Source organism: Diaphorobacter sp. B2A2W2, from assembly GCF_056730635.1.
In genome coordinates this window covers 153,440-167,397 of record NZ_JBWZOR010000003.1, presented here as the reverse complement: position 1 = coordinate 167,397, position 13,958 = coordinate 153,440, and the positions used below count along the sequence as shown (strand labels likewise).

The 13,958-nt window shown below is 66.0% G+C and carries 12 protein-coding genes; 11 read left to right on the top strand and 1 reads right to left on the bottom strand.

Features of this window, described 5'->3' with window-relative positions; genetic code table 11:
* Positions 1-5 precede the first annotated feature (5 nt).
* The 11 genes from AC1PPL_RS06860 to csy2 all read left to right on the top strand — a co-directional run bounded on the left by AC1PPL_RS06860 (position 6) and on the right by csy2 (position 12,202).
* A complete protein-coding gene (locus AC1PPL_RS06860) occupies positions 6-791 on the top strand; it encodes an SDR family oxidoreductase (protein ID WP_479972948.1) in 786 nt (261 codons plus the stop codon).
* Positions 792-808: 17 nt separating this feature from the next.
* Positions 809-1,180, top strand: a complete 372-nt coding sequence (locus AC1PPL_RS06855) for a dihydroneopterin aldolase (protein WP_011803955.1) — start codon at positions 809-811, stop codon at positions 1,178-1,180.
* A 4-nt stretch (positions 1,181-1,184) separates the two neighbouring features.
* On the top strand, positions 1,185-2,138 hold the full coding sequence (gene ttcA / locus AC1PPL_RS06850) for a tRNA 2-thiocytidine(32) synthetase TtcA (protein WP_424295853.1): 954 nt from the start codon (positions 1,185-1,187) through the stop codon (positions 2,136-2,138).
* 65 nt (positions 2,139-2,203) lie between these two features.
* Positions 2,204-2,818, top strand: coding sequence for a DUF4136 domain-containing protein (locus AC1PPL_RS06845; protein WP_479972947.1), 615 nt, complete (start codon positions 2,204-2,206; stop codon positions 2,816-2,818).
* Between the two features lie 27 nt (positions 2,819-2,845).
* The gene (locus AC1PPL_RS06840; RefSeq protein WP_312300672.1) at positions 2,846-3,310 is read left to right on the top strand and encodes a YjjA family protein; all 465 of its coding nucleotides are present in this window, start codon (positions 2,846-2,848) and stop codon (positions 3,308-3,310) included.
* Positions 3,311-3,332: 22 nt separating this feature from the next.
* On the top strand, positions 3,333-3,977 hold the full coding sequence (locus tag AC1PPL_RS06835; protein ID WP_011803951.1) for a histidine phosphatase family protein: 645 nt from the start codon (positions 3,333-3,335) through the stop codon (positions 3,975-3,977).
* Entirely contained in the window at positions 3,961-5,142 is a 1,182-nt protein-coding gene (locus tag AC1PPL_RS06830) for a DSD1 family PLP-dependent enzyme (protein ID WP_479972946.1), read from the top strand. The genes AC1PPL_RS06835 and AC1PPL_RS06830 overlap by 17 nt, the downstream gene beginning before the upstream one ends.
* 35 nt (positions 5,143-5,177) lie before the next feature.
* Positions 5,178-6,182: a type I-F CRISPR-associated endonuclease Cas1f gene (cas1f, locus tag AC1PPL_RS06825; protein ID WP_011803949.1), complete on the top strand. Its 1,005-nt coding sequence runs from the start codon at positions 5,178-5,180 to the stop codon at positions 6,180-6,182.
* Complete coding sequence (gene cas3f, locus AC1PPL_RS06820) at positions 6,179-9,715, top strand: type I-F CRISPR-associated helicase Cas3f (RefSeq protein ID WP_479972945.1); 3,537 nt, start codon at positions 6,179-6,181, stop codon at positions 9,713-9,715. The genes cas1f and cas3f overlap by 4 nt, the downstream gene beginning before the upstream one ends.
* Positions 9,636-11,123 carry a type I-F CRISPR-associated protein Csy1 gene (gene csy1 / locus AC1PPL_RS06815; protein ID WP_479972944.1) on the top strand — a complete coding sequence of 496 codons (1,488 nt, stop codon included), beginning with the start codon at positions 9,636-9,638 and terminating at the stop codon, positions 11,121-11,123. The genes cas3f and csy1 overlap by 80 nt, the downstream gene beginning before the upstream one ends.
* Positions 11,120-12,202 (top strand): type I-F CRISPR-associated protein Csy2, encoded by a 1,083-nt coding sequence (gene csy2 / locus AC1PPL_RS06810; protein WP_479972943.1) that lies wholly within the window; start codon positions 11,120-11,122, stop codon positions 12,200-12,202. The genes csy1 and csy2 overlap by 4 nt, the downstream gene beginning before the upstream one ends.
* A 118-nt stretch (positions 12,203-12,320) precedes the next feature.
* On the opposite strand, the gene tnpC is transcribed toward csy2, so the two are convergent.
* Positions 12,321-13,925, bottom strand: a complete 1,605-nt coding sequence (gene tnpC / locus AC1PPL_RS06805) for an IS66 family transposase (protein WP_305714366.1) — start codon at positions 13,923-13,925, stop codon at positions 12,321-12,323.
* Positions 13,926-13,958: the final 33 nt, after the last annotated feature.

Genomic DNA, 13,958 nt, shown 5'->3' with positions numbered 1-13,958 from the left:
CCCCAATGACCTCCCATCCCCGCCCCCGCACCGTGCTGGTGACAGGCGCCGCCCGGCGCCTGGGCCGCAGCATTGCGCTGGCGCTGGCGGCCGGGGGCTGGCAGGTGGCCGTGCATTACCGGTCTTCGCAACAGGAAGCTCTTGAAACCGTAGCTGCTTGCGGAGAACTGTCGGGCTCTAGTGCCCATTTTGATGCTGATTTTGCCGATGAAGCGGCCGTACGCGCCCTGTTGCCGCGCGTGGTGGCGCACTTCGGTGCGGTGGATGCGGTGGTCAACAGCGCCTCGCTGTTCGAACACGACACGGCCGCCAGCTTCAGCTACGCGCTGCTGGAGCAGCACCTGCGCAGCAACACCGGTGCACCCGTGCTGCTGGCGCAGGCGCTGCATGCCCATCTGGAGCAGCGCGCCGCCGCGGGCGAAGCCGACGTGCAAGGCGCGGTGGTGAACCTGCTGGACCAGAAGCTGTGGAACCAGAACCCGGACTTCCTGAGCTACACGCTCTCCAAGGCCGCGCTGGAAGCGGCCGGCACCATGCTGGCCATGGCACTCGCGCCGCGCGTGCGCGTGGTGGGCGTGGCGCCGGGGCTCACCCTCACCAGCCATCTGCTGACGGGCGAGCGCTTTGAGCGCATGCACGCACTGAGCCCGCTGGGCCGCTCGTCCACGCCGGAAGACGTGGCCGCCGCCGTGCGTTTCGCGCTGGACAACCGCTCGCTCACCGGCACCACGCTGCTGGTGGACGGCGGCCAGCACCTGATGCGCTTCGAGCGCGACTTCTCCCTGATGTGAACCCCGCACGCCCCGTCATGCACACCGCCGCCGGCACCCAGATCCTCACGCTCACCGGTTTGCGCTTCGACGCGAACCTGGGCATCCTCGCGCACGAAAAAAACGCGCCCCAGCCCATCCAGGTGGACGCCGAGCTGAACCTGGGCACCCAGCCCCTGGCGCCGCGCGACGACGACATCCAGCACGTGCTGGACTACCGCAAAGTGCGCCAGATCATCATCGACGAGTGCACGGCCGAGCATGTGAACCTGCTGGAGAGCCTGATCGGCAAGCTGGCCAACCGGCTGATGCAGCTGCCCGGCGTGCTGGGCGTGCGCGTGAAGATCGCCAAACTGGAAATTTTTGATGACTGCGAAGTCGCCATTCGCGTCGAGACAGGACAGTGGTAAACCCATGAACACCTCCAACAACACCCTTCCCACCGCCGCCGACTGGGCCGGCGAAGATGCCGCGCCCGATGCGGCCGACACACGCAAGATCGAGCGCGAGTCCCACAAGCTGGAAAAGCGCCTGTGCCGCGAGGTGGGCCGTGCCATCACCGACTTCAACATGATCGAGGAAGGCGACAAGATCATGGTGTGCATGTCCGGCGGCAAGGACAGCTACACGCTGCTGGACATCCTGCGCAAGCTGCAAAAGCGCGCGCCGGTGAAGTTCGACATCGTGGCCGTGAATCTGGACCAGAAGCAGCCCGGCTTCCCCGAGCATGTGCTGCCGGACTATTTCAAGAGCATCGGCGTGCAGTACCACATCGAGAACCAGGACACCTACAGCGTCGTCAAGCGCGTGGTGCCCGAGGGCAAGACCACCTGCAGCCTGTGCTCGCGCCTGCGCCGCGCCATCCTCTACAAGGTGGCGGACGACCTGGGCTGCACCAAGCTGGCGCTGGGCCACCACCGCGACGACATCGTCGCCACGCTGATGCTCAACATGTTCTACGGCGGCCGCATGAAGGGCATGCCGCCGAAGCTGGTCAGCGACGACGGCAAGCATGTGGTGATCCGACCGCTGTGCTACGTGCCCGAGAAAGACACGGCGCGCTGGGCGCAGTACCAGCAGTTCCCCATCATTCCCTGCAACCTGTGCGGCAGCCAGGACGGCCTGCAGCGCGTGGCCGTCAACGAAATGCTGCGCGAATGGGACAAGAAGTTCCCGGGCCGCATCGAGAGCATGCTGCGCGCCATGGGCCATGTGGTGACCACGCACCTGATGGACCCCCATCTGCACGACTTCAAGAACGCCAAGGCCACCGGCATTGCCGACCCGAATGGCGACATGGCGTTCGATCACGAGGAATTTCCGGTCGCACCCGCGCTGCCCGGCCTGCAGGTGGTGCAACTGGGCTGAACGCAGCGCCGCGCAACGCCGTACCATCACAGGCGCGGGGCCTGATGCCCCGGGGAGATACCGCCATGGCCTTCCTGCGCCACATTTCTGCCCTCGCGCTGTGCGCCGCGGCCGCGCTGCTGGCCGGCTGCGCCGGTCCGCGCCTGGTGGAGAGCGACGTCAGCAGCTTCTCCACCCTCAGCGCTCTGCCCAGCCCACCCACCTACCGCTTCGAGCGGCTGCCCTCGCAGCAGGCACAGGCCGCAGCGTTTGCACCCATCGAGGCCCTGGCCGAACAGGCGCTTGCGCGCGTGGGCCTGCGCCGCGACGACACCCAGCCACGGCTGGTTGCACAGATCGGTGCCGAGGGCGGCTACGCCACGCCGCGCTACTGGCCCTATGCGCCCGATCCGTTCTACGGCCGCTTCGGCTGGGGCCTGGGCTACGGCGGTGGCTGGGGCTTTGGCGGCATGGGCTGGATGATGGACGGCCCGCCCACCCTCTACCACCGCAAGGTCAGTCTGATGCTGCGCGACGCCGCTTCGCAGCAGGTGGTGTACGAAACCTCGGCCGTGTACGAGGACGTGTGGACGGATGATCCCGCCATCTACGGCGTGCTGTTCGACCAGGCGCTCACCGGCTTCCCGCGCCCCCCAGCGGGCCAGCGCAAGGTCCGCACAGAAATCACGCCACAACGCTGACTCCCCCACGACCTGAAAGGACCCGCCATGCGAAGCTCCATCCGACACCTTGTTCTGTGCGCCTGCCTGGGCACCGTGAGCCTGGCCGCCCAGGCATCCGGCCTGGGCGACACCCTGCGCGGCGCGACCAGCGGGGGTGCCAGCCCCTCCACGCTCGGCGGCATGTTGGGTGGGGGCGCTGCGCCGTCGGCCCTGTCCGCCATGGGTTTGAGTGGATCGGCCACTCCCAGCAACGCTGCCGGGGTGATCACTTACTGCATGAAGAACAACTATCTGAATGCCGACAAGGCCGCACTGGTCAAACAGCAGCTGCTGGGCAAGATGGGCCTGGGCGCGGCCCAGCCCGAGCCCCGCGACGAGGGCTACCTGAGCGGCCTGTCGGGCATGGTCAGCGGTTCCAACGGCAAGCAGTTCAACCTGAACCGCCTCAAGGGCGACCTGAAGGAAAAGGCCTGCGACTTCGTGCTCGACAACGCCAGTTCCCTGCTCTGACCCCACGCCTGCGCTCTTTTCCATGCACGCCACCCGCATCATCGCCATCCGCCACGGCGAAACCGCCTGGAATGTGGACACCCGCATCCAGGGCCATCTGGACATACCGCTCAACGACACCGGCCTGTGGCAGGCCCGGCAGGTAGGGCAGGCGCTGGCCGACGAAGCGGTGGCCGCCATCTACAGCAGCGACCTGCAGCGCGCCTACGCCACGGCCGAAGCCGTGGCCCGCACCACGGGAGCGCCCCTCACGCCCGTGCCCGGCCTGCGCGAGCGCAGCTTTGGCAGCTTCCAGGGGCGCACCTTCCAGCAGATAGAGACCGAGTCCCCCGAGCAGGCCCTGCGCTGGCGCAAGCGCGATCCCCACTTCGTGCCCGACGGCGGCGGCGAGTCGCTGGACATGCTGCGCGAGCGCATTGCTGTCACGGTGGACGGCATTGCCGCGCGCCATGCCGGCGAGCAGATCGTGCTGGTGGCCCATGGCGGGGTGATGGACGTGCTCTACCGCCTGGCCACGCGGCTGGACCTGCAGGCCCCACGCACCTGGCAGCTGACCAACGCCGCCATCAACCGGCTGCTGTGGACCGAGGGCAACGGCCTCACCCTGGTGGGCTGGGCCGACACGCAACACCTGGAGAACGCGAGCCGCGATGAGATCCACTCCTGAGCATCTGCCCGAACATCTGCGCGCCACCGTCGGGCTGCGCGTGGACCTGATCGACACGCCGGCACTCGTCGTCGACCTGGATGCCATGGAGCGCAACATCCAGCGCATGGCCGAATTCGCGCACAAGCACCAGGTGCTCTGGCGACCCCACGCCAAGATGCACAAGAGCGCAGAGATCGCCCTGCAGCTGGAAAAGGCCGGGGCGCGCGGCCACTGCGTGCAGAAGGTGTCCGAGGCCGAGGCGCTCGCCGCCGGCGGCGTGGCCGACCTGTACATCAGCAACGAGGTACTGGGGGGATCCAAACTATTGCGCGCAGCACGCCTGGCCGCGCAATTGGCCGCCCGCGGCGGCCGGCTGGGCATCGCGGTGGACAGCGAAGAAGGCATCACCCGCCTGTCCGAGGCCATGCGCGTGGCGGGCAGCGACGCCGGCATCGACGTGTTCGTGGAGATCGACGTCGGCCAGGGCCGCTGCGGCGTGCCGCCCGGCCCGGCGGCGCTCGCCCTGGCCCAAGCCGTAGCGACCCAGCCGCGGCTGCATTTCGCGGGCCTGCAGGCCTACCACGGCAGCGCACAGCACCTGCGCGGCGCGGCCGAGCGGCGCGCAGCCATCGCCCACGCAGTGCAGGCCGCCGCCGACACCCGCGCGCTGATCGAGGCCGCGGGCCTGCCCGTGCCGCTGGTCACGGGCTCCGGCACCGGCACGCTGGTGCACGAGGCCGCCAGCGGGGTGTATGGAGAACTGCAGGCCGGCTCGTTCCTCTTCATGGACGCGGACTACGCCGCCAATGAACGCGAAGGCGCCCAGCCCGCCTTCGAACATGCGCTGTTCGTGAAGACGCAGGTGATCTCTGCGCGACCCACGCATGTGGTGTGCGACGCAGGGCACAAGAGCCACACCGTCGACTCCGGCATGCCGCTGGTCTGGGGGCTGCCGTCCGAGCGCGCCCTGCGCTACGCCAACGGCGGCGACGAACACGGCGTCCTGCACGCAACTGGCCCCAAGGCGCGCCTGCCGGCCCTGGGCCGCATGCTGTGGCTGGTACCCGGCCACTGTGACCCCACGGTGAACCTGCACGACTACCTGATTGGCGTGCGCGGCGGCCTGGCGCACGGCGTGGTGGAGCGCGTCATCCGCGTGGATGCACGGGGCGCGGTGACGTAAGCGCCAAGCAAGGCGCGCGGGCACACTGTCTCCTGATGGAAGACATTGCTGCCGGTGACCTCAAGGCCATACTGCATTCCCAGAGGGCCAACATCTACTATCTGGAGCACTGCCGGGTGCTCGTCAATGGCGGCCGCGTCGAGTACGTGACCGACGCGGGCAAGCGAAGCCTGTACTGGAACATTCCCATTGCCAACACCACGAGCATCTTGCTGGGGACGGGCACCTCGATCACGCAGGCCGCCATGCGAGAACTGGCGAAGGCAGGCGTACTGGTGGGCTTCTGCGGTGGTGGCGGTACGCCGCTTTTCGCAGCCAATGAAGTCGACGTAGAAGTAGCTTGGCTCACACCGCAGAGTGAGTACCGGCCCACCGAATACCTGCAGTACTGGGTGAAGTTCTGGTTCGATGAGGAACTGCGCCTGCACGCCGCGAAGCAGTTGCAGACCTGGCGACTGCAGCGGCTGGCGGCCGAATGGAACAGCCGCTCTTTGCGTGAAGCCGGTTTTTCCATCGATCTGGGTCGTTTGCAGAGCCTGGTGCAGCAGTTCACACCACTGATCAGCAACGCCCCTGATGTGACAGCGCTGCTGACTGACGAGGCACGCTTGACCAAGGCCCTCTTCAGGCTGGCCGTGGAAGCCGTGGGCTACGGGGAATTCACGCGGGCCAAACGCGGAACGGGTACCGACGCTGCGAACCGCTTCCTTGACCATGGCAACTATCTGGCCTATGGCCTGGGCGCTACCGCGACCTGGGTGTTGGGCCTGCCGCACGGGCTGGCGGTATTGCACGGCAAGACGCGACGGGGTGGTCTGGTATTCGACGCAGCAGACTTGATCAAGGATGCAGCCATCCTGCCGCAAGCCTTTCTGTCGGCGATGCGGGGCGATGATGAACAGCAGTTCCGCCGCCAATGCATAGAGGCGTTGACGCGCAGCGAATCATTGGATTTCATCATCGACACACTCAAACACATCGCCAGCACGACGTCGCGGCTGGCCGACGCGCCCCCTCCTGTTCGGGAGCCAAATGCATGAACGTGCTCTTCGTCGCGCAATGCACCAAGCGTGCATTGACGGAAACCCGCCGCATCCTCGATCAGTTTGCGGAGCGGCGCGGCGAGCGTACCTGGCAAACGCCCATCACCCAAGCCGGGCTGGACACCGTGCGCAAGCTGCTGCGCCAGACCGCACGCAAGAACACCGCAGTGGCCTGCCATTGGATTCGTGGGCGTGACCACAGCGAGTTGCTATGGGTGGTGGGCGACGCCAGCCAATTCAACGACCAGGGTGCGGTGCCCACCAACACCACGGCCAGCAGCGTGCTGCGCGCGGGCGACGAAAACGCCTGGCACCATTTGCCGCTGATGACCGCCCTGGCTGCACTGGCGGCCCTGCTGCACGACCTGGGCAAGGCCACGCAGGCCTTCCAAGATCGGCTCCAAAACCCCGGCCTGCGCGAGCGCAACCACTACCGGCATGAATGGGTGTCGGTGCGGCTGTTCCAGGCCTTCGTGGGCCAGGACGATGACGCCGGCTGGCTGCAACGGCTGGCGGCCTATGCCGACGCAGACACCGATGCGCAGGCACTGGAGGCAGCGTGGCTGGACCATGCGGGCGGGCGGCTGTTGCGCGATGGGCTGGACGAGCCCCAGGCCAAGCAACATTTGCCATTTGCCCGCCTTCCGCTGCTGGCCCAGGCGGTGGCGTGGCTGGTGTTCAGTCACCATCGACTGCCCTGCCTGCCTGTGGAGCAGGCACAAGGCGTGGACGCAGAGGACATGGAAGACGGCAGGCGCACATACCGCCGTTTCGGTGCGCGCCCCGGCTTCATCAACACCGGCGATTTGGACGACGTGCTGCTGCGCATCAACGCCGACTGGAACGAGCCACGTGAGAGCGCTGCGCCCTCCACGGTGCAAGCCCACTGGCACTTCCCGCACGGGCTACCCGTCACCCAACCGGCCTGGCGCAAACAGGCCGCCCGCTACGCCCGCAAACTGCTGGAGCTGTCGCAAATCGCCGGACAAGGCGCGGTGCTGCACGACCCCTTTGCAATGCACGTTGCGCGCCTGTGTCTCATGCTGGCAGACCACCATTACTCCAGACTCACCGACGCAGCCCCACGCGCCCCGTACCTCAGCCCCGGCTACCCGCTCTACGCCAACACCCGCAGCAATCACTATCAAAACAATAGCTGCTCACGCTTGATGGATAAGCGCCAGAGCCCAATTTTCAATCAGACGTTGGACGAACATCTGCTGGGCGTGCAGGCCCATGCCACGCTGGTGGCACGCTCCCTGCCCAGCCTCACGCGCAGCCTGCCGGCGCTCAAGAACCATAAGCCCCTCAAAAAGCGCAGCGCCGACCCGCGCTTTGCCTGGCAAGACAAGGCCGCCGACCTGGCCGCCAGCGTGCGCGCCCGCGCAGCGCATCAAGGGGCGTTCATCGTCAACATGGCCTCCACCGGTTGCGGCAAAACACTGGGCAATGCCCGCATCATGAACGCGCTGGCCGACCCCGCCACCGGCCTGCGTTGCGCCTTTGCCATGGGGCTGCGCACGCTCACGCTGCAAACCGGGCGCGTGTTCCAGAACGACCTGCAACTGAGCGACGAGCAACTGGCCATTCAGGTCGGCGGTGCAGCCAGCCGGGCGCTGTTTGAATACTGGGAGCAGCAGGCCGAGGCCACCGGCTCGGCATCCAGTCAGGCGCTGCTGGACGAAGCGGGCACCGTGCTCTACGAGGGCAACGACCAGCACCCGCTGCTGCAGCGCCTGACCGACGACGCCCAAGCCCGTACGCTGATTGCCGCGCCCCTGCTGGTGTGCACCGTAGACCACCTTACCCCCGCCACCGAAAGCCTGCGCGGTGGCCGCCAGATTGCGCCCATGCTGCGCCTGCTGACCAGCGACCTGGTGCTGGACGAGCCCGACGACTTTGACATGGCCGACCTGCCCGCTCTCACCCGTCTGGTGCACTGGGCGGGCCTGCTGGGCAGCCGCGTGCTGCTGTCATCGGCCACACTGCCGCCCGCGCTGGTGGAAGGGCTGTTCCTGGCCTACCGTGCCGGGCGCGCCGTGTACCAGCGCCACCGCAGCGAACGGCCCAGCGAGCCTGTGAACATCTGCTGCCTGTGGGTCGACGAATTCCGCCAGACCACCCAGGACTGCGCGGACGGGTCCGCCTTCCGCGAAGCGCACACCCAGTACGTGCAAAAGCGCGTTACCAAGCTGCAGCAGGCCGAGGTGCGGCGACTGGCGCAGATTGCGCCCCTGCCCGACACCTGGCACGGCATGCAGGAAGCCGAGCGCCGCAAAGACTTTGCCCGCCTGATGCTGGAACAGGCTTGGCAACTGCACCAGCAGCCCCACAACCACAGCACGGATGCCGACGCCGACGACCACACCGCCAGCGGCAAACGCGTGAGCCTGGGTCTCATCCGCATGGCCAACATTGCCCCGCTGTACGACGTGGCGCTGGCCATGTACGCGCCAGACGCACTACCACCTGCGCTGCAAGGCCTGGTCCGCATTCACCTGTGCGTGTACCACTCGCAGTTCCCTCTGCTGCTGCGCTCGGCCATTGAGCAGCAGCTGGACACCTTGCTCAACCGCCGGGGTGCCAAAGACGGGCACGACCCCGCGCTACACAGCGCCGACCTGCGCGCCCTCATCGACGCCCACCCCGAGCCCCACCACCTGTTCATCGTGCTGGGGAGCCCCGTGACCGAAGTGGGCCGCGACCACGACTACGACTGGGCCGTGGTCGAGCCCTCGTCCATGCGCTCGCTCATCCAGCTGGCCGGGCGCGTGCGGCGGCACCGGCCTGGGGCCATAGGCGGGGTGAACATGGTGGTGTTGGACAGCAACTTACGGCATTACAAAAAGCCAGGCCAGCCTGCGTATGAAAAGCCGGGGTTCGAGACAGCGCACGCGCCGTTCCAGCTCAAGTCTCACTATTTGCACGACCTGCTGGCACGCGAGATGTGCCAAACCACCGCATGGGCGGTAGACGCACAACCGCGCATTGCCCTGCCAGCCGACAAGCTTCTGCCCAGCCGCCGCTGGACCGACCTGGAGCACGCCCGCATGCACGACAGCCTGCTGCCCAAGCCCCAAGGCACCGCAACGCCCACGCGTGCGGCCTGCCTGCAATGGCACGAACCCCAGCCCGACACGCCCCGATCCCTGTGGCTTACCGGCCTGTTGCCGCAGTTCCAGCGGTTCCGCCAGGACGATCAAAAACGCGATGAAGTAGCCCTGCTGCCAGACGAAGAGGAGGAAACGCTACAACTACACCGCGTGCAAGACGGGGAGCGGCGCTACGACAAGCTGTACGTACCCATCCACCAAAGCCTGTGCCACCCGGTGCCCGCAGCGCAACTGGTATCACCCAGCGTATCGCCCTGGCCGCAGTTGGGCTTGATGGAGGAACTGGCTGCACTGGCACAGGCTCGGGGCTTGTCGCTGGAGCAATGTGCAGAACGCTATGCCACCGCCAGCCTGCCTGAATCGCAGGCTGGCTGGCGGTGGCACGAACAACTGGGTTTCAATCGAAAGGAGGGCTAGCACTTTGGAATCGCACCGAGAAACTACCGAGCGCTGTCAGCGAATACGCTTAGCGATGCACGAACATGTCGCGCATCGCCTCGCCCATGCTCTTAGAAAACTGCAAGGCAAAGATGACGCAGCTGCAAAGCAGCGCCGAATAGAAGCTCAAGAAAAGTACCAATTGGTGCACATACTTGAACGCGGAGTTCGCACTGTTGAGCAAATCGCCGTAGCGAGCCACATCGCAAAAGGCGTACACCCCGACTTGCCCGTAAAGAAGACGACAAACCTTGCCGTCGATTTTTCAAGCCTGCCAATGGTGGACGTTGTCGGTTCACACGTTCTATCGAAGCGAGATGGGTTACACGACACGACTGGCAATGGCTCCTACAACTCCGCTGCATACGAGCTGTATCTGCTGCTGGAATGTCGCGTTGAGGGGCAGAAACTTATTGATCTGTTGCGACTTGAAGATCCAGACGCGACTGAGGCTGTGAACTCTTCTGCGCAACTAGACAACGCTGCAGCTCTGTGCATTCAACTACTAGAGCCCAAGTGCACAGCGGTGTCGGCCAACACGTTGAGCAAGCAGATCTACTGGCTAACAGGCCCCGACGCCAGCGACGACACGCACTACACCCTGCTGGCCCCGCTGTACGCCACATCGCTCGCACATGCGGTGCATGCCCAGGTGCAGGAAGACCGCTTTGGCGAGGCCAACAAGGCCGCCCGCCAGGCGCGGCGCGAGCGCAAGATGCATGACGGCGTATTCCACGACTACCCCGGCCTGGCCGTGCAGAACATGGGGGGCACCAAGCCACAAAACATCAGCCAGCTCAACAGCGAACGGCGGGGCATGAACTACCTGCTGTCGTCGCTGCCGCCGCAGTGGCAAGCCAGTGCGGTGCGGATGCCGGCGCATGCCACTTCGGTGTTTGACCGGCTGTTCATCGCACGGCCCGAGGTGCGCCGTACGGTGCGGGCGCTGCGGGTGTTTTTGGAGTCCGACCCCGCCGCCAACCTGGCCACCCGTGATCGGCGCGAGGAACTACTGGACGCGCTGGTGGACGAGCTGGTGTCGCTGGCTGCCGAGTTGCAACAGATCCTGCCACCGGGCTGGAGCCGGGATGACGAGCGCTTTGCGGATCTGCACCGCAGCGAGCAACTGTGGCTGGACCCGTTGCGTGCAGAACAACCCGATGAAGCTGACTTTGCCCGCGAGTGGCTGCAGATGGACTGGCCTGCCGCCGTGGGCCAGCGCTTTGCCAACTGGCTCAACGCGCAGCTGCGCGGCAAGCTGCCTGTGGGCGATGCGGAAGCGCGTGCATGGCAGAAGGAGTTGCTGACCGACGAGGACGGTTTTCAGCAGCAACTGCACACACTGCGCCAGCGGCTGGACCGCACGGCGACGGAGGCTACGCCATGAAGCAACCCCAAGCCATCCTCGTCCTGCCCCACCTGCGCATTCAAAATGCCAACGCCATTGGCAGTCCACTCACGCACGGCTTCCAGTCCATCACCGCGTTTACCGGCGTGATGTGGGCGCTGGAGCGCAAGCTGGCCCAGGCTGGTGTACCCCTGCAACTGCAGGGCGTGGGCGTGGTGTGCCACCACCATCAAGAGCAGGTCACGCAGGGCTACGTGCGCAACTTCAACCTCACGCGCAACCCGGTGGACAAAGACGGCAGCACCGCCGCCATCGTGGAAGAAGGCCGCATGCACCTGCAGATCACGCTGGTGCTGGCCGTGTCAGAAAAGCGCACGCCCGGCACCCCGGCAGCGCTGGTGCAAAGCAACCAGGCACAGCTGGACGACTGGGCTGCGCAAGCGGGCCACATCCTTGCGGGCATGCGAGTGGCGGGGGGCAGCGTGCTGCCATCGCGCCCGGTGCCAGGCAAGCGCGTGCGGCCCTGGATGGCCGTCGTGCCCGAAGACCCTGTGGCAGCAGAGAAGGAGTTCCGCCAATGGCGGCGGCAGTGGCTACCGGGCTTTGCCTTGGTGGGGCGGGATGACCTGTTGGCTGTGCGCCTGCAAGCGCTGCGCACCACCCAGCCTGACGCCACGCTGCTGGACGCCTGGCTGCATGCGGCCCGCTTCAATTACGCGCCGGTCGTACCTGACGGCGAAGCCTCCGCACCCGATGGGCAGGTGAAGTGGGAGGACCCGCAGCGCCGCAAAGGCAGTGGCTGGGTCGTGCCCATCCCCGTGGGCTATGCGGCGCTCACGCCCAGCCATGCCCCCGGCACCGTGCGCAATGCGCGCGATGCCAGCGTGCCCATGCGGTTTGTGGAATCGGTCTATGCGCTGGGCGAGTGGATCAGCCCGCACCGCCTGACGCATCTGGGCCAGTTGCTGTGGCACGCCGAAGCCGACGAAGCACAGGGTCTGTACCGCTGCCGCAATGGCTACCAGCCCCCAAAGGCGGACGACGCTGACGCAGACGGCAACCCCACCACCGACACGCTGGACGAGTTGGATGATGACGAGGCCTATGCATACACCTGAGCCCCAGCAAACGCCCGCCGTACGTCCATCCCCAACACACCCACTTTTGAAAGATTGACACCATGATCGACAAACTGTAAGCGGTCAATAGACCGCACCCCTTGCGCTGTCCCGGAGTTCAGGTCTTGAGCGCAGTGATGCGCCAAGGAAGCAAGGCCTCGTAGTCCTCGACGGTCCTGGCCCGCGGGAGCGCCACCAGCAGCGAGCGCAGGTACTGGTACCCATCAACGCCGTTGACCCTGCAGGTCTCCAGCAACGAGTACAGGTTGGCGCTCGCATTGGCGCCGGCCACGGTGTCGGCGAAGAGCCAGTTGCGTCTGCCAATCACAAACGGACGGATCGAATTCTCACAGCCGTTGTTGTCGATGGGCAAGTGGCCGCTGGTGACGAAGCGCTCCAGCTTGACCCATTGAGAGGACAGGTAGTGCAGCGCCTTGCCCAGCAAACTGCCCGGCAGCACCGCATGAACGTTGGCCAGCAGCAAGGCCTGAATCTCTTGCAGCACCGGCACACTGTGGGTCTGGCGGCTTTGCAGCAGAGCGAGCGCATCCAGCCCTTGCTCTTTGGCCAAGGCCTCCACACGGTAGAGCTTGCCGATCAGCGCGATGAACCTGGCCGCCAATTGCTCAGGCCCCCGGTTGGTTTTGGGCAATGCCTGCAGCGCGTCATTGAAGTAACGCCGGCAATGCGCCCAACACCCAATGTGCACGAGCTTGTTGGCCAAGGCGATTTTGTTGTAGACCTCGTAGCCGTCGCTCATCAGCACGCCGCCCTCGCGCGCACCGACGTACAGACGCTGCGCCGCCTCGGTGCTGCGTGAGGGTGAGTAGGCGAACAAGCGTATGGGTGGGCCCGTGCCGCTGGCGCCAGAGCCATCGGTCATCTGCACCCACATGTAGCTCTTGGACTGGGCGCTGCGCCCGGCCTCCTTGAGCACCTGGATCTCGGTTTCGTCACCGAAGATCAGCGGGGCGTCCAACACCAGGTCGCGCAGCAGGTTGATGACTGGCTGCACCGCCTGGCCCACCCGCACGACGCTGGCGGCCATGGTGTTGCGCGAGAGGTCACCGCCGCCAAAGCGCCCCAGCAGGGCTGCCTGTCGGTACAGCGGCAGACCGTCCACGTACTTGGAGGTGATCACCCAGGCCAGCAGACCTTCGCTGAACAGGCCCTTGGGGATGACTTGCTCGGGTTTGCTTGCCAGGCGCAGCGTGCCATCGCAGCACGGGCAGGCGTACTTGACCCGCTCGTGTCGGATCACGCGCACTTGTTGCGGAATGATGTCGAGCTGTTCACTGGCCTCCACGCCAATCTCCCGCAGCACGGCCCCATCGTGTGGGCACACCCGCTCGGACTCGGGCAGATCGTGGCGCACCACCTCGCGCGGCAGGGCTGGGTCCAGCGGCTTGCGCCCGCGCTTGGTCCGTTTGTGGGCGGGAACCTCGACGGTGTTGTCGTCGGCCTCGGTTTCTTCCTGGGTCGGCTGGGCCGCAGCGCCCAATGCCTCGGCCTCGTTGAAGAACATGTCCTTCTGATGGCCGGCGCTGGCCTCGCTCTTGGCGGCGAACAACTGACGCTTGAATTTGTTGAGCTGCTCCTTGAGCAGGTCGCGCTCTGCACGCGTGATGCGCAACTCACCAGCGAGCGATTCGCTGTTCTGGGTGGCCTGGGCCAGCGCCTTTTGCAAGGCTGCAAATTCTTCGGCGGTGGGCATGTGAACCATCGCCTGCTTCGATCTACTTGTCGCTCAGGCGGT